The sequence below is a fragment of the Streptomyces sp. NPDC007808 genome, from assembly GCF_042868655.1.
Taxonomy (GTDB): domain Bacteria; phylum Actinomycetota; class Actinomycetes; order Streptomycetales; family Streptomycetaceae; genus Streptomyces.
The window spans coordinates 1068792-1094006 of the sequence record NZ_JBIAEQ010000002.1 but is presented as its reverse complement, the minus strand read 5'-3'; the positions used below and the strand labels follow the sequence as shown (position 1 = coordinate 1094006).

25 protein-coding genes and 2 pseudogenes are annotated in these 25215 nt (G+C 68.5%); 11 read left to right on the top strand and 16 right to left on the bottom strand.

From position 1 onward, the window contains the following. Window positions 1-74 precede the first annotated feature (74 nt). Window positions 75-1154 carry a BTAD domain-containing putative transcriptional regulator gene (locus ACFYNL_RS11230; RefSeq protein WP_388800631.1) on the bottom strand — a complete coding sequence of 360 codons (1080 nt, stop codon included), beginning with the start codon at window positions 1152-1154 and terminating at the stop codon, window positions 75-77. A gap of 202 nt (window positions 1155-1356) precedes the next feature. Between ACFYNL_RS11230 and ACFYNL_RS11225 the strand changes: the two genes are divergently transcribed. From ACFYNL_RS11225 to ACFYNL_RS11215, 3 genes are all read left to right on the top strand, one after another. Then, window positions 1357-4050, top strand: coding sequence for a helix-turn-helix domain-containing protein (locus ACFYNL_RS11225; RefSeq protein ID WP_388800163.1), 2694 nt, complete (start codon window positions 1357-1359; stop codon window positions 4048-4050). A 111-nt stretch (window positions 4051-4161) separates the two neighbouring features. Then, window positions 4162-4944 (top strand): PE-PPE domain-containing protein, encoded by a 783-nt coding sequence (locus ACFYNL_RS11220; RefSeq protein WP_388800160.1) that lies wholly within the window; start codon window positions 4162-4164, stop codon window positions 4942-4944. A gap of 402 nt (window positions 4945-5346) precedes the next feature. Next, window positions 5347-6870 carry a hypothetical protein gene (locus ACFYNL_RS11215; protein WP_388800157.1) on the top strand — a complete coding sequence of 508 codons (1524 nt, stop codon included), beginning with the start codon at window positions 5347-5349 and terminating at the stop codon, window positions 6868-6870. 120 nt (window positions 6871-6990) lie between these two features. Here the strand turns inward: ACFYNL_RS11215 and ACFYNL_RS11210 are convergent, their stop codons facing one another. The 3 genes from ACFYNL_RS11210 to ACFYNL_RS11200 all read right to left on the bottom strand — a co-directional run bounded on the left by ACFYNL_RS11210 (window position 6991) and on the right by ACFYNL_RS11200 (window position 8579). After that, window positions 6991-7200, bottom strand: coding sequence for a hypothetical protein (locus tag ACFYNL_RS11210; RefSeq protein ID WP_388800154.1), 210 nt, complete (start codon window positions 7198-7200; stop codon window positions 6991-6993). Window positions 7201-7317: 117 nt separating this feature from the next. Next, window positions 7318-8052 (bottom strand): hypothetical protein, encoded by a 735-nt coding sequence (locus ACFYNL_RS11205; RefSeq protein WP_388800152.1) that lies wholly within the window; start codon window positions 8050-8052, stop codon window positions 7318-7320. 263 nt (window positions 8053-8315) lie between these two features. Continuing rightward, on the bottom strand, window positions 8316-8579 hold the full coding sequence (locus tag ACFYNL_RS11200; protein ID WP_388800149.1) for a hypothetical protein: 264 nt from the start codon (window positions 8577-8579) through the stop codon (window positions 8316-8318). A gap of 1077 nt (window positions 8580-9656) precedes the next feature. On the opposite strand from ACFYNL_RS11200, the gene ACFYNL_RS11195 reads away from it, so the two are divergent. Further along, a complete protein-coding gene (locus tag ACFYNL_RS11195) occupies window positions 9657-10142 on the top strand; it encodes a hypothetical protein (RefSeq protein WP_388800146.1) in 486 nt (161 codons plus the stop codon). 85 nt (window positions 10143-10227) lie between these two features. Here the strand turns inward: ACFYNL_RS11195 and ACFYNL_RS11190 are convergent. From ACFYNL_RS11190 to ACFYNL_RS11175, 4 genes and pseudogenes are all read right to left on the bottom strand, one after another. Then, window positions 10228-10984: pseudogene (locus ACFYNL_RS11190) on the bottom strand (transposase family protein); the annotation flags it as partial. Window positions 10985-11005: 21 nt separating this feature from the next. Then, window positions 11006-11104 (bottom strand): annotated as a pseudogene (locus ACFYNL_RS11185) (hypothetical protein); the annotation flags it as partial. 31 nt (window positions 11105-11135) lie between these two features. Further along, window positions 11136-11330 carry a hypothetical protein gene (locus ACFYNL_RS11180; RefSeq protein ID WP_388800143.1) on the bottom strand — a complete coding sequence of 65 codons (195 nt, stop codon included), beginning with the start codon at window positions 11328-11330 and terminating at the stop codon, window positions 11136-11138. An 8-nt stretch (window positions 11331-11338) separates the two neighbouring features. Next, entirely contained in the window at window positions 11339-12190 is an 852-nt protein-coding gene (locus ACFYNL_RS11175) for a helix-turn-helix domain-containing protein (RefSeq protein WP_388800140.1), read from the bottom strand. Between the two features lie 271 nt (window positions 12191-12461). On the opposite strand from ACFYNL_RS11175, the gene ACFYNL_RS11170 reads away from it, so the two are divergent. The 3 genes from ACFYNL_RS11170 (at window position 12462) to ACFYNL_RS11160 (ending at window position 14557) form a co-directional block, all read left to right on the top strand. Next, a complete protein-coding gene (locus ACFYNL_RS11170; protein WP_388800137.1) occupies window positions 12462-13115 on the top strand; it encodes an ATP-binding protein in 654 nt (217 codons plus the stop codon). Continuing rightward, window positions 13112-13513: a hypothetical protein gene (locus ACFYNL_RS11165; RefSeq protein WP_388800134.1), complete on the top strand. Its 402-nt coding sequence runs from the start codon at window positions 13112-13114 to the stop codon at window positions 13511-13513. Before ACFYNL_RS11170 ends, ACFYNL_RS11165 begins: the two co-directional genes overlap by 4 nt. Before the next feature lie 78 nt (window positions 13514-13591). After that, a complete protein-coding gene (locus ACFYNL_RS11160) occupies window positions 13592-14557 on the top strand; it encodes a NaeI family type II restriction endonuclease (protein ID WP_388800131.1) in 966 nt (321 codons plus the stop codon). Here the strand turns inward: ACFYNL_RS11160 and ACFYNL_RS11155 are convergent. The 6 genes from ACFYNL_RS11155 to ACFYNL_RS11130 form a co-directional block, all read right to left on the bottom strand. Further along, entirely contained in the window at window positions 14551-15669 is a 1119-nt protein-coding gene (locus ACFYNL_RS11155; protein ID WP_388800128.1) for a DNA cytosine methyltransferase, read from the bottom strand. The genes ACFYNL_RS11160 and ACFYNL_RS11155 overlap by 7 nt on opposite strands. A gap of 129 nt (window positions 15670-15798) precedes the next feature. Continuing rightward, complete coding sequence (locus ACFYNL_RS11150) at window positions 15799-16707, bottom strand: NgoMIV family type II restriction endonuclease (protein ID WP_388800125.1); 909 nt, start codon at window positions 16705-16707, stop codon at window positions 15799-15801. 68 nt (window positions 16708-16775) lie between these two features. After that, the gene (locus ACFYNL_RS11145) at window positions 16776-17174 is read right to left on the bottom strand and encodes a very short patch repair endonuclease (protein ID WP_388800122.1); all 399 of its coding nucleotides are present in this window, start codon (window positions 17172-17174) and stop codon (window positions 16776-16778) included. 890 nt (window positions 17175-18064) lie between these two features. Beyond that, window positions 18065-19087, bottom strand: a complete 1023-nt coding sequence (locus ACFYNL_RS11140) for an SEC-C domain-containing protein (protein ID WP_388800119.1) — start codon at window positions 19085-19087, stop codon at window positions 18065-18067. A gap of 87 nt (window positions 19088-19174) precedes the next feature. Then, window positions 19175-19384 (bottom strand): hypothetical protein, encoded by a 210-nt coding sequence (locus ACFYNL_RS11135; RefSeq protein WP_388800116.1) that lies wholly within the window; start codon window positions 19382-19384, stop codon window positions 19175-19177. A gap of 29 nt (window positions 19385-19413) precedes the next feature. Beyond that, window positions 19414-20886: a beta-1,6-galactanase gene (locus ACFYNL_RS11130; RefSeq protein WP_388800113.1), complete on the bottom strand. Its 1473-nt coding sequence runs from the start codon at window positions 20884-20886 to the stop codon at window positions 19414-19416. Between the two features lie 202 nt (window positions 20887-21088). Here ACFYNL_RS11130 and ACFYNL_RS11125 point away from each other — a divergent pair, with 202 nt between their 5' ends. The 4 genes from ACFYNL_RS11125 (at window position 21089) to ACFYNL_RS11110 (ending at window position 23427) form a co-directional block, all read left to right on the top strand. Next, window positions 21089-21292: a hypothetical protein gene (locus ACFYNL_RS11125; RefSeq protein WP_388800111.1), complete on the top strand. Its 204-nt coding sequence runs from the start codon at window positions 21089-21091 to the stop codon at window positions 21290-21292. Beyond that, a complete protein-coding gene (locus ACFYNL_RS11120; RefSeq protein WP_388800108.1) occupies window positions 21289-21600 on the top strand; it encodes a DUF6412 domain-containing protein in 312 nt (103 codons plus the stop codon). The genes ACFYNL_RS11125 and ACFYNL_RS11120 overlap by 4 nt, the downstream gene beginning before the upstream one ends. A 127-nt stretch (window positions 21601-21727) precedes the next feature. Continuing rightward, complete coding sequence (locus ACFYNL_RS11115) at window positions 21728-22441, top strand: YidC/Oxa1 family membrane protein insertase (protein ID WP_388800105.1); 714 nt, start codon at window positions 21728-21730, stop codon at window positions 22439-22441. Between the two features lie 128 nt (window positions 22442-22569). After that, window positions 22570-23427: a fumarylacetoacetate hydrolase family protein gene (locus ACFYNL_RS11110; protein WP_388800102.1), complete on the top strand. Its 858-nt coding sequence runs from the start codon at window positions 22570-22572 to the stop codon at window positions 23425-23427. Window positions 23428-23540: 113 nt separating this feature from the next. Here ACFYNL_RS11110 and ACFYNL_RS11105 read toward each other — a convergent pair whose 3' ends face one another. After that, complete coding sequence (locus ACFYNL_RS11105) at window positions 23541-24068, bottom strand: heme-degrading domain-containing protein (protein WP_388800099.1); 528 nt, start codon at window positions 24066-24068, stop codon at window positions 23541-23543. Beyond that, a complete protein-coding gene (locus tag ACFYNL_RS11100; protein ID WP_388800096.1) occupies window positions 24065-25156 on the bottom strand; it encodes a Gfo/Idh/MocA family oxidoreductase in 1092 nt (363 codons plus the stop codon). Before ACFYNL_RS11100 ends, ACFYNL_RS11105 begins: the two co-directional genes overlap by 4 nt. Between the last annotated feature and the right edge of the window lie 59 nt (window positions 25157-25215).

Sequence of the window (25215 nt, the reverse complement as noted above, 5' to 3'; positions counted from 1 at the left end):
GGTCCCGTCGTCGGTCCTGTCGCCGACCCGATCGGAGGCATGGTCACCGGCACGGCATGGCTCTCCGTCACCGTTCACGCCGCACCCGCCCGCCCGCGACCGGTGGCCGTACCGTCCCCGCCCAGGACCGACCACCGTGCCCGGCGCAGCAGCTCCCCCGGGGCCACGCCCAGGTCGTCGGAGAGTCGGCCGGCGGTGCGATCGAAGACGGCCAGCGCCTCGGCCCGCCGGCCGGCGCGGTGCAGCGCGCTCATCAGCAGCGCGGCGACCGGCTCGTTCAGCGGCTGCCGCAGGGCCAGCGCGGACAGGTCGGAGACCGCCTCGGCGACCCGGCCGAGCCTCAGCTGCCACTCCGCCTTCCGCTGTGCCAGGGCGACCCCGCGCTCGACGAGCCTCAGCCGCTCCAACTCGGCCAGCGGTCCGGGCAGCCCGGCCAGCGGCTCCCCGCGGAACAACTCCAGCGCCCGGGTGCACAGCCGTACCGCCTCGGCCAGATCACCGGCCCGCTCGGCGACTCCGGCGGCGCCGACGAGTTCCTCCATGCACGTCACGTCCACCTCGACCACGCCGGGCACCAGCCGGTAGCCGTACCGGTCCCGCCGGATCACCGAGTCCGGACACGCCCCGAGTCGCAGGCCCTTGCGCAGCCGGTACACATAGACCGGTACGACGTTCGCGCCGGGCGACTCCATCCCCCAGACACCGTCGAGCAGTTCCTGCCGGCTGACCGACCGCTGCGGGCTCAGCGCCAACGCCGCCAGCACGGCCTGCTGCCGGAGGGGGCCGGCGTCCACGGGCCGCCCGGACAGCCACGCCCGCAACGGGCCGAGCAGGCAGACGCGCAGCCCGGCCTCGGGCGTGGGGCCGACGCGGCGAGGGGACGCCCCGGACACGGCCGTACGTCTGCGCGGCCCCTGCCCCGGCACGACCAGACCGCAGTCGAAGGCGTGCACGATGGCGGCGGCCCGGTCGGGCAGCGCCAACTTTCCCAGGACGCGGTGCAGTCGCTGCGTCACCACATGCTCCGGCAGCGCGAGCGCGTCCGCGATCTCGGTGTCCTCCAGGCCGCAGCCGAGGGCGTAGAGGACCTCGCGCTCCTGGGTGGTGAGGACCGTGACGCTCGGGCGCGGCTGGCGTGCGGTCGTCGTCGGCATGGCGGTTCCCCTTGCTCCGGACCGGTCGATGCGCCGGCTGTTGCCGACGTACTCGTACCGGTCGATCCCGTCGATGCCGTCGAAGGTGGCCCCGGTGGAGGAAACGTGCACAGGACATTGAGGCGGCCATATATGGCCGGTGACCGCGCTAGAGTCCCTCACCTGCGAAAAGTCCATAACTCAGGGGGGAAGGCCGTGACTTGTGGCCGGTGAGTTCGGTGAGGTGCTGCGGCGGCTGCGGGGTCGGGCGGGGTTGACCCAGGACGAGCTGGCGGAGCGTTCGGGGGTGAGCGAGCGCACCATCCGGCGCCTGGAGAGCGGCAAGCGCACCAACCCGCGCATGACCACGGTGCAGGAACTGGCCAGGGCGCTGCCGCTACGGCCCGAGGAGCGCGAGGAGTTACTGAGGGCGGCGGTCCCGGGGGAGGTGGGGAGCGGCCAGAGCTACCAAAGCGGCCAACGGGACGAAGTGGAGGACGGAGCCTCGACCGACCCGACGACGGTCGATACGGGCCTTGGGGCAGTGCCCGGCGATTCCGCGGGGGTGGATACGGGCCTTGGGGCGGTGCCCGGCGATTCCGCGGGGGTGGGTACGGGCCTTGGGGCGGTGCCCGGCGATTCCGCGGGGGTGGGTACGGGCCTCGGGGCGGTGCCCGGCGATTCCGCGGGGGTGGGTACGGGCCCCGGGGCGGTGCCCGCCGACCCCACCACGCCGCCCACAGACCCCACCACGCCGCCCACAGACCCCGCGACGGCCCCCACGGCAGCCATCCCCACCACCATCCCCACGGTCACGACCACCCCCACCCCTACCCCCACCCCCGCCGAGCAACTGGCGAAGCTGGTGGCCGCCCGCTGGCAGCGCGAGGAGGAACAGCGCCAGGTCCAGGACCCGTTCCCCCTGCCGGTCCGCTGGCGAACGGCCCCCGAGTCGCTCACCGACCACTGGGCCAACATCCTCCGCCTCCCCGCGAAGGCCACGGCCGACCCTCTCGACCTCGACGGCATGCTGGACGAGATCGCCGAAACCTACCGGCGCATCCCGTCCGGACGCCTGGTCGTCCTCGGCAGATCCGGCTCGGGGAAGACGATCCTGGCCCTGCGCTTCGTCCTTGACCACCTGAAGACCCGCACCTCCGAGGAACCCGTCCCGGTGATCTTCAGCATCGGCGCCTGGAACCCCACCACGCTCACCCTGCGCGACTGGCTGACGGCTCAGCTGACACGCGATCACCCCGGATACGCCGCACGGGGACCCGGCGGCGAGAGCCTCGCCTCCGCGCTCGTCGAGTCCGGCCGTGTCCTCCCCGTCCTGGACGGCTTCGACGAGATGGCCGACGGCCTGCGCCGCCCCGCGCTGGAGGCCCTCAACGCCACCACCCTCCCGCTCGTGCTCACCAGTCGCCCCGCCGAGTACGCCGCCGCGGTCGCCGAGACCGACGTCCTGACCGCCGCCGCCGCGCTCGAACTCACCGACCTCACCCTCGACGACCTCGACGCCTACCTGCCCCGCACCACCCGGAAGACGGACGGGACGGACCCCGGCACGAACGCGTGGACCCCTGTCCTGACCGAACTCGGCAATCAGCCGCAGGACCACCCGGCGTCCCCGCTCGCCACGGTCCTGTCGACCCCGCTGATGGTCGCGCTCGCCCGCACCGTCTACAGCGACACCCCCGACCACGACCCGGCCGCACTCCTCGACACCGAACGCTTCGCCGGCCCGGAGGAGTTGGAGGACCACCTCTTGGACAACTTCATCCCGACCGTCTACCGCCCCCGGCTCCACCGCGCCTCGTCCGGCCGCGTCCACCCCGGCTTCGACCCGGGCCCCGACCGCGCCCAGCACTGGCTCGGCTACCTCGCCCACCACCTGACCCGGCTGGAGACCCCCGACCTCGCGTGGTGGCGGCTCGGCGACGGCCTGCGCCGCTCCACCCGCGCCCTCGTCACCGCGCTGGTGACCGGACTGGCCATCGGTCTCATCGACGCCGTCGTCAGCGTCGCCTTCCACGGCACCCTCATCGGCCCCCTCGTGGACGCGACCGCCGTCGGGCTCCTCGCCGGCCTCATGTTCGGGCTCGTGCACGGGCTGACGTACACGGTCAAGGGCAAGCGCGTCACACCGTCCGTCGTACGCCTGCAGATCCGCGGCAGGCCCAGGACCACCGTGTGGACGGCCGGTCCCCGGCTGGTGATCGGGACGCTGGGCGGGGCGGTCTTCGGCTTCGCGTACGGATTCGTCATCGGCGTGGTGAAGTCGTACGCCGTGACGCCCGAGCTCTCGGCGGTGCTGCACGTCGGGTTCGTCGACGGACTCGTCTTCGGCCTGGTCTTCGGCGTAGGAACCGGCGTCACCTTCTGCCTCCTCGGCCTCCTCGAAACCCCGCTCGACCTGGACTCCGCCGTCAACCCCCGCAGCCTGCTCCACACGAACCGCCGCACCGTGACCATGCAACTCCTCGTCTGGGCACCCACCTTCGGGGCGGTCGTCGGGTTCGGCAGCAGAGCGGCCGTCGACGTGCTGCAGGGGCCCCTGGGCCCCCTCATCTGGCCCTCCGAGGCCAGCCTCCTGCTCGGCGTCATCAGCGGTCTCGGCGCCGCCCTCGGCCATGCGCTCACCCTGACGGCCTGGGGGCAGTGGCTCGTCCTCTCCAGGATCTGGCTGCCGCTGACCGGCCGCCTGCCGTGGGCCCTGCTGACGTTCCTGGAGGACGCCTACCAGCGCGGGGTGCTGCGCCAGGCCGGCGCGGTCTACCAGTTCCGCCACGCCCGCCTGCAACACCACCTCGCCCAGGCCCACCGCGCGGGCCGTACCTCCGGCCGGCCGGACCGCCGCGGCAGCCGACGGCTCCGTCGCTCCGGCCGTCACGACGATTTCATCGCCCCTCTTTAGCGTCCGATGACGTGACGCCGGCCGGCCGGCGGGCGCCGGCTCATCCGCGCCGCCGACCGCGCCACCCACGCCACCGACACCACCCACACCATCGGACCAAGGGGGACACCCGTGTCGAACAGCAGCCGACTCCTGCGCCGCGCCAGGACAGTCGCCACAACCGTCGCTCTCACGGCGGCGATGACGGCCGCCGCAGCCGTCGCACCCACGGTCGCCCAGGCCGCCGACGCCGCCCCGCACCACTACTACATCGAACTCGGTGGCACCGGCAGCGCCCAGCCCGCCCCCACCTGCACCGGGACGTTCTACTACGCCAACCAGCACCTGGAGGAAGGCGCCCAGGCCGTCCCCGTCTGCTATCCCGCCAGCGCCGGCCCCTGGCTCAACGGCCAGAACGTCCCGGACCTCATGGCCCCGAGCTACGACAGCAGCGTCGCCCAGGGCTACACGAACCTCCTGGCCGCCGCCGAGGAAACCCACCGCAAGGACCCGACGGCACGCCTGACGATCGTCGGCTACTCCCAGGGCGCCCAGGCCGCCGACGCGGTACTGGAGACGATCGCGAACGGCGGCACCGCCATCCCGCGGCAACTGGTCGACGGCAAGCTCTACGCCGACCCGAAGCAGCCCGACACCGGCATGTGGGCCAGGGTCCCCAAGGGCCTGGGCGCCCTCGGTCTCACCTCCACCGGACCCGGCCCCAGGGAGTTCCCGGGCGTCCCCGTCGCCCGCTTCTGCATCCGCGGTGACCTGGCGTGCGACGCCTCGACCCCGGTGGCGGCGTTCGACTTCTTCCTCACCGACAAGCACCGGCGCTACGCGCAGGACGGCAACATCATGACCCGGACCATCGCCCAGGACGGCCTCAACGGGACCTTCTGGTACGAGTCCTGACGCCTGCCCGGACAGGAGACGACAGCCCAGGTCAGCCGCGTTCGGCCTGGGCTCGACCATGCCCAGCCGGCTGTGACTCACGTCACGGCGGCAGCGGGGGAAAGAAAGCGGCTGCTGTATCGGCGGTGCTGGCATGCTCATGCATGACTACCGGGGGGTAACCGCCTGCGGGCCCTGTCGCTCTGTGCGTCCGTGCGTCCGTGCGTCCGTGCGTCTACGGGCCTACGGGCCTACGGGCCTACGGGCCTACGGGCCTACGGGCCTACGGGCACTTCGACTCACGGGCTGTGCGCACGGTGGACGCGCACCGCATCCATCGTGCGCACAGCGCCCGTACAGCCACGCCCTCCCGTAGTTCACCTCCCGAAGCGCACCCCCATACACCGCTCCCGAGGAACACGCGTGCACAGATCCAGGCTCAAGGGCCACGCCTTACTGACGGCCATCACCCTCGCGGCCCTGCTCACCACCGGCTGCTCCACCGACTCTCCAGGGGCCACCGCACCCTCGCCCACGACGGCGGCCGAAAACCCTGAGGCCGACGCCGCTCAGGAGCAACTCGCCGTCGTGGCCGCCCCCTCCGGTACGGCCACCCCCACCGCCGTGGCCGACGCGGGCGAGGCGGGAACGGCGAGGAAGTCCTCCCTCAAGGTCGCCTCGTACGACAGGAGCAGCGGTCGGGCCGTGATCGAGGCCCGGTCCGCGGTGAAGCCTTCCACCGAGCCGACGGCCGGTTCCACACCCCGTTCACCCGCTCCCGGCACCGGTTCCCCGGCGAGCCCTCCGGCCACCCCCGCCACCCGGCCCCCGGTCTCCGTGGGCGACGTCATCGCCAGCGCTCCGGCCCCCGGCGCCCCCGACGGCGTACTGGCCGAGGTCACCCAAGTCGTGGGCACCTCGCGGGACGGAGCCACGACGGTCGAGACGGAACCGGCGAAACTCAACTCCGTCCTCGGCGACCGCAAGGCCGACGGCACCGTCCCGGTCGATCCGTCGGCCGTCGAGGTCGACCCGCTCCTCCAGGGCGTCAAGGTCTCCTGGGCGAAGACCGGCAACCTCCGCTTCGGCCCCGAGGGCGCCGCACTCCCGCTCGGCAGCCTCCGCATCGACGTGGGCGCGGCGATCGCCACGGCCGAGGGAGCGGAGGGCGCCCCGGCCGCGTCGGCTTCCGCCTCCGTCAAGGGCTTCGTCCAACTGGCCCCCGAGGTGGCCTTCTCGTACGACGGCTCCGGCGGCTCCCGCGACTCCGGTACGGGCGCCGCGCCCGGCGGCGCCTTCCTCGGCCTGTCCGGCGACTGGGTGTCCCAGTGGTCCCTGAAGGGCCGGGCGGCGGCATCGAGCGGCGGGCAGCCCCTGCGCATCCCCTTCGCGAAACTGCATGCCGACCCGGTGATCCAGGTCGGTCCGATCCCCGTCGTCGTCAACCTGGACATGACGTGCTACATCCAGGTGACCGCGGACGGCCGGGTCACCGTAGACGTGGAACAGGACCTCAAGGGCGACTTCCGCGTCGGCGGCACCTTCTCCTGGGCCGAGGGCTGGACCCCCGTCAGCGAGTCCGACATGAAGGGCGACCCCCTCAAGGCCCGCGTCACGGCCGCGGGGGACGTCAAGGCCGCGCTGGGCGCCGAGGCCACCGTGGGCCTCTACGGCACGGTCGGCGTCACCGCCGACCTGGCCCCGTACGTCCGCGCCCACGCCGACGCCTCGGCCGAGCTCTCCTCGACGGGCACCGCCACGGCGACCGGCGCCTACGCCCTGTACGGCGGCGTCGACCTGACCGGCTCCCTGCACCTCCAACTGACCATCTTCGGCACGCCCGTCTTCCAGAAGAAGATCCCGCTCGGTGCCCTGCACCGCGAGTGGCTGCTGACGAAGGGCGAGGGAACGGCGACGACGAGACCGGCGGCGAAGACGACCGGCTGACGTCTACGCCACGTCCGGCCGTACGAGTGGACGTCCCGCGGCCCGAGCCGAACCAGAAGCCGCCACCTGGGCACGGCCCGCGGGACCCCCACCCCCACTCGTCACACAGGGGCGGTGACGTCACTCATCGGAGCCGGAATTCGCCCCCGAACCGCCGCCGAGCCCCCGCCCCTTACGCCGGGAACTCCCCACCACCTCACCCAGGACCAACGTCACGGCGGCCACACCCCGCACCCACCGCGGCCCCCCGCGTGACGCCCACACGACACAGACGCATCCCGCGACGACGAGCGCGAGAACCCCGACCAGCACGAGCACGATCACACCCATCCCCCTTCTCTCCTCCAGGTCCGCGTCATCCTCTCAGGCGTCACGAACCGTCAGGCGTTCGGCGTACGAGGAGCAGAGCCGGTGACCCGCCAGTCCGGGCCTGTCACGCGGCGCCGGTCAGGGAAGCCGAGGCATCCGCCAGTACTGCCGCTTCTTCTCGTCCCGCACGACGACGCCGAGCCTCAGCAACTCCCCACGCAGCTCCCGGGCGTCCTCGCCACCGCTCTCCTTCTTCCGCGCTTCCGCACGAGCCCTCAGCAAGGCATCCGCCCCCTCGGGCAGACCGGGCACACCGGGAACCCAGCGCCTGAACTCCTCCCGGTACGGGTCCTCGTCCGCCCAGCGGTACCCGTGCTCGGCGAAGGCGTCGGCCAGCCGCCGCCAGGACAGATGGCAGTCCTCCCGCGCGAGCTCCATCCCGTCCGGACCGAGCAGCACGAACTGCTTGCCGTCCCGCACCGCGAGGGCGACCTCATCACGCGTGAACTCCCGCGAGGCGTCCCTGATGGTGAGCACGACACGATCGCCGGAGAGCCCGACCCGCAACGACTCGTGCACGGCCAGGAACGCGACGAACAGCCCCAGCACCACCCCCACGGCCAAGGCGCCGACGGTCCGCCACGGCTCCGGCACGGAGCTCAGCAACTCAGCCGGCCCCTTCAGGGGCGCCCAGCGCAGCGTCACCAGCCAGTCCGCGAGCAGCGGCGCCAGCCAGCCGACCACGACCCCGCATCCCACCCAGAAGAGCACCAGAACCCAGGCCGACTCCGCCACGACGGTCGCACCACGGTCGAGCGCCCGCCCCCCGAGGCCCCCACTGCCCTTCTCCACAACATCCCCCGTATCCCTCATGTCCCCCATCCCGATCCCATGGCCGTACGCGGCCAGCGCCATTCTGAAGCCAGGCCGCCCACCTGGTCGTCGGCCGATGGTCTACGTCACTACGACTTTGGTCGCCCCCTCGGCCGACGCCCCGGCGCCCCGGCGAACACCCCAGACCCCCCGGGCGGGGTGGGGCACGGGGTGTGGCACAAAGAGACAGGGCCCCGGCGCCGGGCAGGTGCCCGGGCGCCGAGGCCCCATGTCAGTGAGCTAGGTGAAGAGTCTCCCGCTGCTCAGTGGTGGCCGTGGCCGTGTTCGCAGGAGGAGCCGAGATGGGTGTTCTGCCCACCCGCGTTACCTTCACCGTTGAGCGCATTGCCCAGCAGGCCGTTCAGGATGCCGACATTGCCCAAGAGGTCAATGTTCATGTCGTGCGACTTGCATCCTCCGGCGGCCTTCACGACGGTCGCGCTCTGTGCGGTGGCGGTGCCGGTGGCTATGTAGCTGAAGCTCCCGAGGATGGCGGCCGCGACAGCGGCCTTCTGAAGCTTGCGCATTTTTTCCTCCTTGGGTCAGAGCGCACGATAAAAGATCCACTAAGCGCTCATTTCGGAGGCTAATCCGATATCTCCCCCACCGCTCATCGAGGCCGCCATCCGGGGAACTGACACCCAATCGGCTGGCGGGGGAGCCTGGCACGGTGCGGTCCTGACGCCCCATCGCTATGTGACGGCCCGGGACATAGCAGGACGTGGCCCACGAATGAGAAGTCGGAAAACTGGCACAGTCCACCTCTTCGGTCACGAGCAGCTCAACCTGTTCCCCTCGCGCCGGACCACTGGCGCACTGGCCGCCACCCCCGTGTGCGCGGGATCGAATCCGCAGGAGACCAGCTCGCGGGACCAGCAGTCTGCGCGCGCCTGCCTTGAGCCCGCGGCACTGGGCGAGGGCCTGAAGCGCCGTCCCGTATTCCTGGCTCGCTCGAACTTCACTTTTCCACCGCCGACTCGCGGGGGTTGTGCGACCACAATTCCCGGCGTTGCCGACATGGTTGTCCGAGGCACTTCCGAGAGCAATGCTCCAGGTCATCAGTACCTCATGATTCGTGAAGAGCGCGTCGAATTCGAAGCGCCGACAGACATGGTCAGTACATCCAGGGGGAGAATCGGAACGTCTTCTCAGGGTCCCCACAAGGTCTCTTGACGACGTATCCGGGCCTCTACTGCCGACTCGGTGAGCCTTTCCAACCAGAGTGCCAAATAGAGCAGTTGGGCTGACAACGTGGTCAAGCCCTGATAGTCGGAGGGATAGGCGGGCACGCCGAGTTCCCCTGCGGGCGTCGCACGGAAGACTGCGACAAGAGGGCCTCCTTTTGCTCGGATGGATTCGGCATCCACGAGCTGTGCAGGAGGCGCTGCCTTCATGCCCGTGACACCGGACCACCGCCCGGGGACCCTGCTCGACCGCCAAGGCAACCTCTCGGTCCGACAACGGCTACTCAGCCATGCACCAGATGTCAGTACGCGCATCAGGACGAACGCCATCTGTATCCAGTCGCGTCAGCGGAACTCCTGAATACCAGGCCGGGGCTCCTGGTACCCCTGTCCATGTCGCAGTCACATCAAGGAGGATGGATGCGGTCCAAGCTGCTCGCCACCACCCTGGGTGTCGCTACCCTGCTCGCACTTTCCCTCACAGGCGCCGCACAGGCAGACACCTCGGACACCGGCCGGACAGCGGCAACCACCGCCGCGGCCAGCGAGATCGACTACGCCGTAGCCGGAAGCCCCCCGTCAGACCGCATCTGCACATCCGGCCAGGGCTCCACGGGTTGTCTCCGCAAGTACGGAGACCAATGGTGGGTACTGGACACCGACCGTCCCTACGCAGCCATCGTCAACTGGGAAAACCAGCTCTGGGACGGCGCCAGCTGGCGCAGCTACCGCAACGGGAATTGCGAGAACCTCCTCGGTGAGGGCAGCTGGGGCGTCTGCAACAAGGACTACTACGAAAACAGCAGCCTGAACGCCTACGGCAGCTACGGCAGCCGACTGCGCTGGCGAGCGTGCGGCGTCTTCGGCTGTTCGCCCTGGACATCGTGGACCCTCAACAACGGGTAGCCTGCCTGCCCCGCACCCATCGGCTGCCCGGTTTGGCGTGCGCTCCGCGTACCTTGAGCTTTCCGTCCTCACCCTGAGCTGGTCGATGCAGGGTGAGGACGGCCTGGACGAGGCTGGTGATCCGGGTGGTAGAGCGCCGCAGTTTGCGAAGAAGCCGCAGGACTTCGGGGTGGTGAAGGCCTTCTCGACGATGGCTCGGATCCCCGCATGAGATCGGTTGACCGCCTGCTGGCCTGCGGAGAGGATCTCCCATCGTCCCCAACACGGGATGTGGACGCTGCTGCTGGCGCCTCGGTACCCCTTGTCGGCCCTGCACGGGATGCCGGGTTCGGTCAGGGCGCCGACGATGGGTGATCGCGGGCTGCGCGGATGTCGTGGACGGCGCCAGGCAGGGCCGGTGAGGCCGACAGCAGCCAGCCGAAGGGGGCCGCGATGACCTGCACGTTCATGCCGCGCCTCTTGTGCTTGCCGGAGTAGCACGGCCCTTTCGAGGGGATGCACTCGATCGGCAGGAGTGTGCCGTCCAGAATCAGGTACGCCTTCGCCGACGCGGTCCGCACCGCGTCGGTCAGGCCGGGGGCGAGAGCGGCCAGGAACTCGACCGCATCGGTGACGTAACGGTAGGCCGTCGTAGTGCCGATGAATGCAGAATCCGGCAGCGAGCTGGGCATAGGTGTCACCCATCCGCAGATGGGCGAGGGTGAGCAGGGCCTGACGGCCGGCGGTCAGGACCCGCCCCGAGAGCCGATCGTGCGGCGGTGGCGCCGCAGCTGCTGTGTGAGGAAGCGGAGGGCGGGGCTGGACACGTCGACGCCCGACGGGCAAGCACGTGAAGTCTCCAGTGGAGCGCGGACGATGTCGTCACCCGCCAGGAATCGTGCCCACTTGTGGCTGTTGCGGTCGGAGACGTAGCCCCGACGGGTCGCCGGCCGCCAGGCCGAATGCTTGAACTCACGAAACAGGTGAGAGATCGAGACGAAGCTCAGGGCGCACTCATTGGAGCAAGTGGTCGGCCTTGCCCGCCTTGATGTCGAGAATCATGGTGCGAAGTGCAGTTCTGCTGTCCCTGATGAAACGGTCCTCCTGTCCGCGTACAGCTATGTACGCGTTGCCCTCCTGGTCAAGGCCTATTCGAAAGCATGAGTTCCCCTCTCCACAGAAGGGCTCTTCCCACTCGATCTCGGACATGCCGCCTCCTACAGCTCGCGTGCGATGGTGAGGATGAAGTTCCTTGAGTCCTCGGGGGACAGGGCCAGTTCCTCCATCCGATCCAAGTGGCAACGATATTTGGCCAGTTCGGCCTCCCCGTACAGGAAGTCCGGCCCGTGGGAGTTGTCGATCTGAACGGTGTCCAGTTGCTCTGTCGGCCCCTCGGCGTACAGGACAGTCTGCCCGGCGCCAGGAAAGGCCCCGTGGGCAAAAGGGATCACCAGCACCGTCACACTGCTCTTTTCGGCCAAATAGACCATGTGCTCCAACTGGGCGCGGGCGACCTGAGGCCCTCCGAACTGCATTCGGAGCGCTGCCTCGTGCACGATGCCAATGAAAGGGGTGGGGGTCTCACCCCTCAAGGCACTCTGGCGATGGCTGCGATGGGCCAACCTCATCGCAACTTGGTGCTCCGGAAGCTGTGGAAGTACGGCACGGAAGACTGCCAGTGCGTAATCCGTCGTTTGAAGCATGCCAGGAATGTGCACGGTGCAAGCCGTCCGCATGCGAGTCGCCTGTGCCTCCAGCTCGGCGATGTCCAGCAGCCCTTGGGGAAGCGCTTGGCGGTACTGCTCCCACCAGCCCTGGGTTCCGGCCGAGGCCATTTCCACCAAGGCTTCCACGTACCTCGAGTCGGTGCAGTGGCAGGAGTGCGCCAAGGTGCGCAGCCGTGCCTCGCTGATGTTACGGACGCCGGACTCCATGTTGGAGATCTTTCCCCGATCCACGCCGAGGAGGTTGGCCGCCTGCTCCGCGGACATGCCTGCGGCCACCCGCATCCTGCGCAGTTCGTGACCGAGGCGCTTCTGACGCTGGGTGGGGACTGTCTTCGGGGGCATGCGGATCCTTCCGTGTGCGCTCAGGCGCAGTCTGCCGCGTCTTTCAACCTCAATCCACGGTCGAGCTAATTTGCCGGAACAGATGGCAAATTTACCTCAGCCTCTCTACGGTGAGTGTCGTTCAGGTTGCACGTTGTGAGCAAAGGTGTGTCCCGCGTGCCTGCCGGGTTCTGCCTGTTCGCGGGTGGTGAGTCTGCGTCAGGTGATGGGGCCGGTGCTCGCTGCATGACCCGGACCAGCCACGAAGTCGCTGAAACCAAGGAGGCCGCACGTGGATCACGACAACTGCCTGCCGCGCCCAGCGCTGGAAGTCCCCTTCGACGCGACACCGAGAGAGGTGCCGGCCTTGCGTCGGGTCATGCGCCAACACCTCTCCCATTGGGGCTTGCTCCATGTACTCGATCCCGCCCAGCTGTGCGTCAGTGAGCTGGTTACGAACGTGATCAGGCACGTGGGCACGGGCGTCCCCGCCAGTCTCGCCGTATCCATGAAGGGCACGAACCTTCGTCTGGAAGTGGAGGACCCGTTCATCGACGAACTGCCGACACTGGGCAGAGCAGAGACCGAGGCAGAAGGGGGGCGGGGCCTGGCTCTCATTGATGCGATGTCCGAGGAGTGGGGCGTGCGCCTCACGTCGGCAGGGAAAGTGACGTGGTGCGAACTGGCCACAGAGCTCACGTCCCCACACGGGCACGTTCGAGATCACCGAGTCTCCCGCGCCGACGAGCTGTTGACCTCGTACGGCTCACAGGGGTCGCTGTCCGCAGACTCGGTCGGATCGGCCGTCTCCCAAGCGGCCGAGGGGGCAGTCAACCTGATTGCGGATGTCCTGCATTGGGTTCAGGCCCATGGCCTGGACCCTGAGATCACGCTGGAGAGAGCGCAGATCTGCTTCGACTCGGCATCGGTGGGGCGGGTGCTGTGAAACACGACAACAGGATCGAGGACTTCGAATCGACCGATGTTGTCAACCTCAGCTGGTGTGACACGGATGCGCTTCGTCTGCTTTGCCGAGTCGCAGGAGAAGCCGGGTTCCTCGATGGCGTGGAGGTGCTTCCCTTGGCGATCGATCCAGCTGGAACGGAGTTCCTGTTGACGGTTGACGTCGGGGACGGCGTCCTTCTCGCCTCGGGCAGGTGCCGTTGGAGCGAACTCCAGCCTCCCGACGGTATGTCGGGCATCGAGGCGGCGCGTCACGTACTTGGACGCCTCGATGGGATCGCGCGGCGTACCAGGATCGGATTGGGCGCGTATACGTGGATGCGGGTTGCGTCTGGACTGGAGGAGGTGCGGGCGATCCTGGAACGGGCCGGTAAAGGCTGAGTCTTGAGGCCGTTGGTTCCCGTTGGTCCATGGCTCGATGGCATGGAGAACGGTCCGGGCGCGATCTAGGCTGACACCATGCCGATGGATGAGAACACTCTGTTCGACGAGCCGGATGGATTCGCCGCCGGGGAGAGTGGGCCGGGAACGAGTGGAACCCATGACAGTGGTGTCGAACGGGTGGCGCGATGGTTTGAGCGGCACGCCGACCTGGAGGGTCGTTTCTCTTCCGTCTTCAGGCAGGCTCTGGACGAGGTGCTGGACGGGCAGAGGACCGGCAGGTACGACGTGGACACCCTTGAGAAAACGGAGAAGACCTACCTGGGGACGAAGGTCGAGATTGTTTGTCGCGTAGCGTTCGGCCTGCCATTCGGCGACGAGATGGACTATCGGGTTGCCGAGCAAGAGGTGGACGCAAAGTTCTCATTGGAAGGCAAGTGGATGATCCCGCGTGAGGCGATGGGGCATCTCTGTCTTCTGATGGCTGCGAATGACAGGCGCTCGACCTTCAAAGTCGGTCTCGTCCGCATCTCGGAGGACGTTCTGACTCGGGGGGGAAACCAGGACGGGAAGCGATCGATATCACTCGCCGGGCGAAAGCACATCAAGTGGCTGTGCAGGGAGGGGAGATTGAAGACAAATCTCCTATTGGCACTCGACCCGTCCACCCGTGCGGTACTGGAGCGCGTCCCCGAGGGGCAGAACCGAGTCGATCAACTGTTCAGACACGTACACGGTCGCATCATTGACAGGAACGCCGTGGTGACGGTCGCGAAGCAGTTGGATGCGCCGAAGCGGGTACGGGACGCCAGGCAAAGACTGGCGCCGGAAGGCGTTGTCATCCTCGGAGCTCAGAACGAAAGCCCTCACGTAGCTAAGGCTCTGCGGTTGCCGACGCCGGACAAGGGGACGTGGATCGCAGTGCGTCTCGTTCCTGCACCGCGCGGAGAGGACGACCGGCCGCAAGTTTGGATCAAAGGCGTTCCCTATGCGGTGGCGAGGCCGGACGAGCCCAAATGCCCGGCGCCCACCATCGCTTACTGAGCGTTCAGGATGTACGGCTTGATCTGTCGCGCGATCGCCTCGGCCAGAACCGTTGGGACGGCGTTGCCGATCTGCTTGGCAATCTGGATCTTTGTGCCGCACCACTGGTATGTGTCGGGGAAGGTCTGAAGCAGAGCTGCTTCTCGGTGGGTGATGGGACGGTCCACGCGGTACCCGTTCGTCCCCGGCTCCCACTGAGGGTGCAGATACTGGCCCTTCTCCGGCTTGTAGAATTCGGTTCGAATGGTGAGTGATGGCTCGTCCCATCGCATTCGACCCATGACGTCGGTGGTGCCGGACGGCTTGTTCTTCCAGCAGTTTGGCAGCAGTTCCTCAGGAAGGTCGAACCGTCCCCCGCCCGGAGGGATATGGGCGTAACGGAGGAGTGAGAGCTCGGTGGGGGTTCGTCCGATGTGCAGGTCCTCGCTCTTGTAGATGCCTGGCACGGTCTGACCGAAGAACGAGACCTTCGAGTCGGGGAGTGACTTGACGGTGGGTACATCGAGCAGTTGCTTTCCACTGAAGGCCTCGCGAACAGTGCGCCAACTCTTCAGTCCCATCGGGTTCCCCTGACCGTGTGTGGGTTCGGGGAGGGGGATCCTGCCGACTCGTGATCCGATCACGATCGTCCGCTTGCGACGTTGGGGCGCGCCGTAGTCCGCGGCCATCAGCAGGCCATGGGTGAGTTCGTACCCTTCAAGGAGCCCGCCGGGGCGTACCTCGGCCTGCAACAGCGCAAATTCGGAGGACTTGAGGAAGCGGTCGACGTTCTCGATGACGAAGACCACTGGGCGGGCATGTCTGACGAACCGGATGTACTCCTTCCACAGCTTGTTGCGTGGATCGTTCACATCTCGAGTGCCGAGGTTCGAGAAGCCCTGGCACGGGGGGCCGCCGATGATGACATCCGCCTTCGGGATCTCGCGATCCTTGATGTCCTGAATGTCACCCCAATGCATGTGTGATTCCCCGAAGTTGGCAGCGTAGGTGGCTGCCGCATGAAGGTCCCATTCGACGGCCATGACCGGTTTGTAACCTTTTGCGGCAATGAAACCCGAGGTCATGCCGCCGCAGCCGGCGAACAGGTCGATCATGGAGATGCGCTTGGCCATGCTGGACAGGTTAATCCCAGGGACTGACAGTCGGACGCGAGGAGCGTGGTGACATTGGGCGCCGTGCGGCTGCTGGTCGGCGCTTTCTCGTGCACCCATGGCGGAACCCCGCAGTGGTTGTGTTGCCGGTCACAGGGTCGCGACGTAACTGCGCAGTTCGTCGTAGTCGCGGATCCGTCGCTGGTCCCGCAGGCGCCTGAAGTTGTCTCGGATGGCCAGCCGAGCCTTGTGTTTCGTTCCGGAGCAGTACTCGTCTATCGCGTCGGAGAGGGCGTGCAGGTGCAAGTGGTACACGCAGTCGATGTCGCCGGATCCACGTCCCAGAAGGGCTAGCATGGACGGACGGGGCTCCATGGTGACTGCTGCGAAGTGCGGCATGCGACCTCGGCGCAGTGCGGCCATCTTCGCTCCCTGGCTTCTGCAGTCCTGGGCTCTGTCGGTTCGGAGTGTCCACTTCAGTGACAAGCCGGCCACGAGATGTCGCAGAGGGGATGTTTCGTAGGAGTCACCGGTCAACTCGCGCGAGACGGTGACGTCCAGCTTGAGCAGTGACTCTTCACCCAAGAGGTTCAAGAGCTCGCGACGGCGGCTCTCGGTCAGTCGAATCTGCTCACGAATTTTTCCCAGATGCCCGGTCAGCTTCTCCAACGCCTCTTCGTCGAGACCTACGCGTGAGGAGTACTTCTCCAGTTCGTTCACGGCTTGGGTCACTTCCTTGGCCATGTCGCCTCGGAGCTCTCGTGCTGCGCTGAGGTGTGTGAACTGTTCGAAGCCTGTAAAGGCTCGCTCAGGTTCGACCGTCAAATGTGGCGCCTTTTCCTTCAGGATGTCCTCCAGGTCGGCGGACAGCAGGCTCGCCATGAGATTGCCCACCGTTTTCCTTTCGTCGCCCTGTTCCGGAGGTGCTGCATCGGCTGGGATTCCCATGGCCTCGAAGAATACTTTGCCCAGTGCAACAGACCCGCTGTCACTCTTATCCGATGTGTTGGGTCTTCCGTCGCGGTAGCCGCAAAGTGAGCTGATGAAAGGGGCGGGCACGGAGATCCTCCCTGAGGACTGGATCGAAGCTACGGGCTTTACTTGTGCCTCGAGATCGATTTTGTTGACTACTTTTTCTCTCTGTGGGATGTCGCGCGTCGCTGAGTCAATGCTTCGGTGACGGTGACGGCGATGGCAGTCGGAATTTCATGCTCCCAGAAGCGCAGGACGACCCAGCCATGAGATTCCAGATGCTCCGTCGTTTCCCGATCGCGGGCGATGTTCTTGGTCAGCTTCGTGCGCCACCATTCGGCGTTGGCCTTGGGGTGTGTCGCATGCTCCGGGCAGCCATGCCAGAAGCAGCCGTCGAGGAAGACCGCGATCTTTGCCCGACTGAACGCAATGTCGATGCTTCGGCGGGGCATGCCCGGAACGGGGAAGTTGACTCGGTAGCGCAGTCCGGCTGCATGCAACAGCTTGCGCACCGCGACTTCAGGTGTCGTGTCGCGTGAACTCTGCCTACTCATTCGGGCAGAGACGGCGGGGGAGGACGGGGCGGCACGAACCACAGAGACATTCTGCCGGCGTGCTCAGAGTGTTGTGAGTGGGGCCGGCGTTGTGAGAGAGCTGGCATGGGGCGATGGGTCGTCCGAAACTTGGCCCTCGACGTCGGGGCCGGCCGCTTCGTGGTCAGTGTCGTGCCTCCGCGGGCCGCGTCAAGGGAGCTGCACTCCGCTGCATTTCGTTCCGCGTCGGCTGTTCCGACGGCCCTCCGGGCCACCCTTGGCGCGGCCAGATCCGGCACGAGGAAGAAGTGCGCGGGGCGGCACGGCGAGACGGGTGGCGTGGTCGGTGTGAGGTCGATCAGGCTGTTGCTCGGGGCTGGGTGCGCCCGCGTCTCGGCGAGTGCATGGCGGGACTGACGCCCGGGACATCGCCGGCATGTGGGGCTGTTGGCCTTCGGAGTGCTTCAAGTCGTTCGCCTGCGAATGAGCGCTCCTGGCCGCACTGGAGGTGCTGAATATGCGCGTGACGCAGCGTCCGCCTCTGCATGCTCCGCGTTGAATCGTCGAACGATACGCGATCAAGCCAGGAGGGCCCATGTGCGTCGTGGCCCGCACGAGATCCTGAAGCCGGAGGCAGCGTTTCCCCGAGGCCAAGCCCTGTAGAAGGGCCGCCGTCACGTGCTGCTGGGAGACAAATTCTCTTGAAGACGTTCAGCGTTTTCGTCGAGATCGCTCTCGGGGACTCGAGCGCTGGTGTCTGCTGTGAGGTCGACTCGGAGATGGCATTCGCTGACCGCCCACTCGGCCCGAGGCCGTCCTCGGCTCCCGTCAGCACCTGTGGCGAACGATACGAGCGACGCGGGCCCCAGCAGGAGCAGCTGACCAGGGCCTGCATCGCGGAACCGGAAACCTCAGTCTTGCGGTTCGTCGCCGTGACACTCCCCGTACACCCGCCCCGACCCGCACCAGCAAGCAGTCCCCCGCTGCGGCGGCCATCCCACCGCCCGCCCTCGCGCGGCCAGCGTCGTCGCGTACTGCGGTAGCAGGGTCGCGTCCTCGGGCGAGGTGCCCTCCGATGCCGCGAAGGCCTCGTACGAAGGGACCGTGCCCGTCACGATGCCGAGGTTCGGGGTGCCCGAGGAGGACAGCTCCCGCAGGGAAGCCTCTATCGTCGCCAGGTGCTCCTCATGCGTGGGGTACTCCACGGCCAGCGACGGATACGCGGCGATCAGCTCCGCGAGCTCCTCCGCCGTCCAGTGCAGGACCGCCACCGGGAAGGGGCGGGACAGCGCCTCCCGGTAGGCGCCGAGTTCCGCTCGCAGACGGGAGATCTCCGCCTCCAGCTCCGCCGGGTTCTCCGAGCCCAGTGACCACACGCGCTTGGGGTCGTGGAGTTCGTCCAGGGAGACCGGCATCGAGTGCAGGGTGTCCGCGAAGGCGTCCCACTCGTCGTGGGCCACGCCCAGCATGCGCCGCACGCGGTGGCGGCCGAACAGCAGCGGACGGGTCGCGTACGGGGGTTCCGGGACGTCCGTCAGGAGGAGGCGGGCGCCCTCGGTGAACGTCTCGTGCGCCGCCTCCAGCTCGTCATGCGCCTCCAGCGCCTCCGCCACGATCACCCACGGGGCCGCATCCCGCGGGGACGCCGCCCGCACGCCGTCGATGATGGCCCGTGCCTCCGCCTCATGGCCGTACTCCCACAGGTTCGATGCCTTCAGGGCACGGACCAGATGCGGGTTCTCCAGAGGGGTCGGCGACGACAGCAGGCGGTCGTAGAGCGCGGTCGCGGCGGGGCGGTCGCCGGACAGCTCCAGATGGGCCGCGGCCTGGAGGAGCAGGGCCTCGGCGTCCTCGGGGTAGAGGCCGGCGGTTCGCTCCAGGCGTGCCGCTTCGGCGGTGTGGTCGACGTTCTCGGCAGGCGTGTCGGGGCGCATGGGGGACACCGTACTGCTCATGGATGACGGAGCGGAGAACAGAAGGGAGAAGAGGGGGCAGATATTGCCTGGTGGTGACTGGTGGCCTCATGCCTTCGCCAGAGACAGCAGGACGAGGAACGGCACGAGGGCCAGCGGCGCCATGGCCGGCCATCTACGGGGGCGGGCCTCGCCGCGGCGGCGCGGGCCGAGGACGTCCACCGCCGGCAGCAGCGCCAGCAGCGCGGCCCCTGTCAGTGCCAGTGCGAACATCACCGGGCCCGCGTGGCCGTACGTGTGGTAGTTGCAGTACCACATGTCCGGCCTGGCCGCGTCGTCGAAGATGCTCAGACCACCACCCCGTCGATCTGCAACGTCTGCACCGACTTCGCCGCGAACGGCACCACCACCGACTTCCCGCTCAGGAAGGTGTTGGAGTACGCCCGGTAGCGGTCCCCGCCCGTCGTCACCGTGTTCCAGCGAGGGACCACTCCTCCCGAACCGCCGGAAACCGTGCCGAAGCGGGACAGGTCGAAGGTGAAGGTCTGGGCGGAGGTCGAGGTGTTCACCGCGACGATCACCAGGCGGCGCGCCGTCGCGTCGTAGGCCGCCGCCGCGTGGCTCACGCCCGTGTCGAGGATCCGCATCCCGCGGCGGATGTGCCGGCTGAACTGGGCCATCACGTAGTACTTGGTCTGGATCGACGTCGGCTGAAGGGTGTTCGGGTCGTACGCGATCATCGCCCAGCCCGCCGTCGGATCCATGACCTGCCAGTAGCACCAGGCGGTCGGGTGCAGCCAGCGGAAGTCGTAGCAGAGGTTGGACGCCATGGTGAGGCCGGTGCCGTCGCCGTCGCCCGTCTCCGAGTTCCACAGCTTCTTGCCGGACGTCGTGACCACGTCCGTGTGGAGGAGGTCCCGGCGGCCGCCGGAACCCTGGTAACCGTGCACGTTGACCTGGCTGACCAGCGCCTTCGTCGAGGAGCTGAAGGCCGCCCAGGTCGAGCGGGCGGTGTCGTAGTTCGTCTCGTCGGAGGCGGCGATACGGACGCCGGTCAGGCCCCGCTTGTCCAACTCGCTGCGCATGTACGGCAGTACCGCCGCCTGGACCGCCGGGTCCATGTGGCAGCCCTCCTGGGTGCCGGTCGCGGTCCACCAGGTCGAGGCGGGCTCGTTGAAGGGGTCGACCGTCGCGAAGTTCACGCCCCAGTTGTTGCGCGCGTACAACGCCGTCGCGGCCAGGTGGGAGGCGTGCTGGCGGTAGTTCCACGTCTGGAGGTTGTTGCCGCCGCCCGCCGCGCCCGAGGGGTTGTGGTTGTTGCACATCCACCACATGGGGGAGTTGGCGAACAGCTCCGTCGTCGCGCCTCGTTGGACGGCCTTCACCAGCATCGCCCGCTGGTTCGCGTCCGCGGACCAGTTCCAGGCGGAGGAGGCGGGGTCCTCGTTGTTCCAGTTCTGCCAGAAGCCCTCGATCTGCTTGAAGGCAGGGATGTTCGGCGACTCCACCATCGTCTCGCCGTCCACGCTGTTCCAGCTGCACGCGCCGAGGTTGTAGCGGGCGATGTCGAGGCCGAGGCCGGGCAGCGTCGTGCCGTTGTACGTGACCGAGCCGGTGGTGAAGAAGAGGTCGGCGAAGTCGTTCCGGTTGCCGAAGACGTTGGCCCACCAGGCGAGGGACGTGCCCCAGCCCTCCCAGGTGCCGTACGACGTGCCGGGATTGACGGCGATCGTCGCGTCCGCGTGTGCGGTGCCCGTGGCCAGGGCGCTGCCGATGAGGGCACCGCCTGTCGCCGCCAGCAGGGTTCTGCGTCGGATCATGAGGTCTCCGCTTCGCTCAACGGCCGGTCGTCGTCGAACCGGCGTCGTGGCCTGTCCCGCTGATGCCGACAGGAAGCATCGGGGGTGGCCCACGAGGTTGTCGAGCCTTACGGCATCCCTTTCTCAAACCTCTGGAGGAAGTGTTCGAGGGGCCGGACGCCTCCTCTCGTCCGCCGGGGCCGTGCGCTGGTGGTGCTGCCGCTTGCGCCCCGGCAGCGCCTGCCGTTCCGATCCCGAGGCCGAGGCTGATCCCGAGGCCGAGCCGACGGGACCGATCCTGTATAACGAAGTTGAGGACGAGCGTCGTAAAAGACGAAAACACGAAAAGACGCAGAAGGCGCAGAAAGCCAAGAAGGCCAAGAAGGCCAAAGACGCCAGTCGTACGAGGGGAGGGCGCCGCCGGTGATCCGTAGCCTGGCCCATGCGCGCCCCGCCGCCACGCTGCTGCTTCTCTTCCTCCAGATCGTGCTGCTCGACACCGGCAGCCTCTCCGCGACCGTCGCGCTCGCCGCGACCGCCGCCGCCGGTTCCGCGTTCGCCGTGTGCTCCCTGCTCGCCTCGCGCGCCGCCCCGGCGGTGGCGCCCACCCGGGTGCGCACGGCCATCCGGGACCGCGCCCGCCGTACGGCCTTCCTGGCCCAGCGCGACCCCGACGCCTCCGGCCGGCCACGGCCCCGGGCGCCCGGGCAGGCCCTTCCGGCGACCGCCGCGTAGGGCACGCACCGCACGTTCGAGTACCACCCGTCGAAGCGCGTGACCTCACGCGGGTCGTCATGCCGCCATGCCGATTCCCGGCATTTTTCCCGCATCCGGCACGACGAGACCCCCGGAGGGCTCATCCATGTCCGTTTTCGCCGAGCTCGTTCAGCGACTGGCCGACCTGCTCCACCCCGTGTTCGGCGCCTCCGCGGCCGCCGCCGCGATCGTCCTGTTCACCGCTTTCGTACGGTTGCTCGTGCATCCGCTGTCCCGGGCCGCGGCGCGCGGACAGAAGGCGCGGGCCGAGTTGCAGCCGAAGATCGCCGAGCTGCGCAAGAAGCACGCGAAGAACCCCGAGAGGCTGCAGAAGGCCGTGCTGGAGCTGCACGCCGAGGAGAAGGTGTCGCCGCTGTCGGGCTGTCTGCCCAGCCTGTTCCAGCTGCCCGCGTTCTTCCTGCTCTACCACCTGTTCTCGAACACGACGATCGGCGGCCGGACCAACGAACTGCTCACGCACCAGCTCTTCGCCGCACCGCTCGGCGACCACTGGGCCGATGCGCTGGCCGCGGGAGGGGTGTTCGGGGGAGCGGGGATCGTGTACGTCGGGTTGTTCGTGCTGGTCGCCTGTGTCGCCGCGTTCAACTACGGCCGCACCAAGCGGATGATGGCCGCCAACCCGGCGGTGCTGGTGGTCGACGGTCAGGCGGTGCCGGGGATGGGGGCCATGACCAAGGTCATGCCGTTCATGTCCTTCTTCACCCTCTTCACCGTGGCGGTGGTGCCGCTGGCGGCCGCGCTGTACGTGGTGACCAGCACGACGTGGAGCGCGGTGGAGCGGGCTGCCCTCTACCGGTGAGGCGGGGCCGCCTGCGGTCCAGTACGTGAACCGGGTATTGCGGAGTGGCCGTCGACCTTGGAGGATCGACCAGTCCTCCGATGGCTGCACCCGTCGGCGGGCGCCCGCGATCGAGGGAGATTGTGACCATGAAGCTGCTGCGAGTCGGTACGGCGGGAGCGGAGACGCCCGCGCTGCTCGACGCCGAAGGGGTTCTGCGGGACCTCTCCGGTGTCGTGCCGGACATCGACGGAGCGCTGCTTGCCGACGATGCGGCGCTCGGGCGGGTACGTGATGCCGCCGGCGCCGGGGAACTGCCCGTGCTGGATGCCACCGGGCTGCGGGTCGGGCCGCCGCTCGCGCGGATCGGCAAGATCGTGTGCATCGGGCTGAACTACCACGACCACGCGCGCGAGACCGGGGCCGAGCCGCCCGCCGAGCCGGTGGTCTTCTTCAAGGCCGCGGACACGGTCGTCGGCCCGAACGACACGGTGCTCGTCCCCCGCAAGTCGGCGAAGACCGACTGGGAGGTCGAGCTCGCGGTCGTCATCGGACGCACGGCCCGGTACGTCGACTCGGCCGAGGAGGCGCTCGCGCATGTCGCCGGGTACGCCGTCGCGCACGACGTGTCCGAGCGGGAGTTCCAGATCGAGCGGGGCGGGACCTGGGACAAGGGCAAGAACTGCGAGACGTTCAATCCGCTCGGGCCCTGGCTCGTGACGGCGGACGAGGTGCCGGATCCGCAGAACCTGTCGCTGAGGCTGTGGGTCAACGGCGAGCTGAAGCAGGACGGCACCACGGCCGAGCAGATCTTCCCGGTGGGGGAGGTCGTGCGGTACGTCAGCCAGTTCATGACCCTGTACCCCGGTGATGTGATCAACACCGGGACACCGGCCGGGGTGGCTCTGGGGCATCCCGAGCCGAAGCCGTTCCTGCGGGCCGGGGATGTCGTCGAGCTGGAGATCGAGGGACTCGGCAGGCAGCGGCAGGAGTTCAAGGACGCCTGAGCGGCTCCGTCGGGAGAGCGGGGGAACTCGCGGGTGGTCGGTCGGCCGCCGGCGGTGCGTGGCCGGCCGCGCGGTTCCCCGCGCCCCTGACGGGCAAGGGCGCGCCCGTGCCGCTACCGCTTGCTCAGGAACTCCTCCAGCGCCTCCACCACGAACCTGTGGTCCGCCAGCTGCGGCAACCCGCTCACCGTCACCGCTCCGACGATCCCGACGCCCTCGACGTTGATCGGGAACGAGCCGCCGTGGGCGGCGTAGGTGTCGGGGTCGAGGCGGGAGGAGTCCTCGAAGGTCGTGCCCTTGGCGCGGAAACGGGCGCCGACGACGTAGGACGAGGCGCCGTAGCGCTCCACCACCCGGCGCTTGCGCGCGATCCAGGCGTCGTTGTCGGGGGTGGAGCCGGGCAGGGCCGCGTGGAAGAGCTGCTGGCCGGCCCGGTGGATGTCGATGGCGACCGGTGCCTCGCGTTCCCGGGCCATCTCGACCAGCAGGCAGCCGAGGGCCCAGGCGTCGTCGTAGGTGAACTGGCGGAAGACCAGACGGCGTTCCTGGGCCTCCAGCTCCGCCAGGGGCGGGGTGATCTCCGGGTGGAACTTCGGGGAGATCTCCGGGTTGTGCGTCTTGTGCGTCTTGTTCGTCGTCACAGGGCCACCGCCACTCCGTCACGGGCCGAACGGCGGGCCGCCTCCAGGACGTCCAGGGCGGATGCCGCCTCCAGGGCCGTCACCGGGTTGGGGCCGCCGTCCAGCAGAGCCTTCGCCACGGCCGCATAGTAGGCGGGGTAGTCGCCGGGCAGGGTGGGTTCGACGCGGCCGCCGCCCGTCAGCGGGGACTCCCCGGAGCCGACCCGGCCCCACATCGACTCCGGTTCGGTGCCCCAGCCGCTCGCCTGTTCCGGGCGTCGCCCCTCCCGCAGGGCCGCCTCCTGCGGGTCCAGCCCGTACTTCACATAGCCCGCCTTCGAGCCCAGCACCCGGAAGCGGGGGCCGAGTTGGGCGGTCGTCGCGGAGACGTACAGGTGGGAGCGGACGCCGCCCGCGTGCGTGAGTGCGATGAAGGTGTCGTCGTCCGTCTCGGCGCCGGTCCGGCGGACGACCGCTTCGGCGTACACCTGGGTGACCGGGCCGAACAGGACCAGGGCCTGGTCGACGACATGGCTGCCGAGGTCGTACAGCAGACCTCCGATCTCTGCCGGGTCGCCGGACTCCCGCCAGCCGCCCTTGAGCTGCGGCCGCCAGCGCTCGAAGCGGGACTCGAAGCGCCATACGTCACCCAGCTCGCCCTCCGCCAAGAGCCGACGCAGCGTCAGGAAGTCGTTGTCCCAGCGGCGGTTCTGGAAGACGGACAGCAGCAGGCTGCGCTCCTCGGCCAGTGCCGCCAGCTCGCGCGCCTCGGCGGCCGTGCCGGCGACGGGCTTGTCGACGACGACGGGGAGCCCGGCGTCGAGGGCGGCGGTCGCGAGGGGGACATGCGTCTTGTTGGGGGAGGCGATGACGACCAGGTCGAGTTCGTCCGCGCGGGCGAGCAGCTCATCGGGCGCGGCGGCGAGGCGTGCGCCCGGGTGCTCGGCGCGGACCTGCTCCTGCCGCTCCGGGTTCGACGTGACCACCGTGTCCAGGGCGAGGCCCTCGGTGGTGGCGATCAGCGGGGCGTGGAACACGGAGCCGGCGAGGCCGTAGCCGATCAGGCCCACGCGCAGGGGAGTAGCGGTCGTGCCGGGAGTGCCAGTCATACGACCACTTTCGCAACGCTGTTGCCAAAGTGCAAGCGCGGGAGAGAATGGCCCCGTGA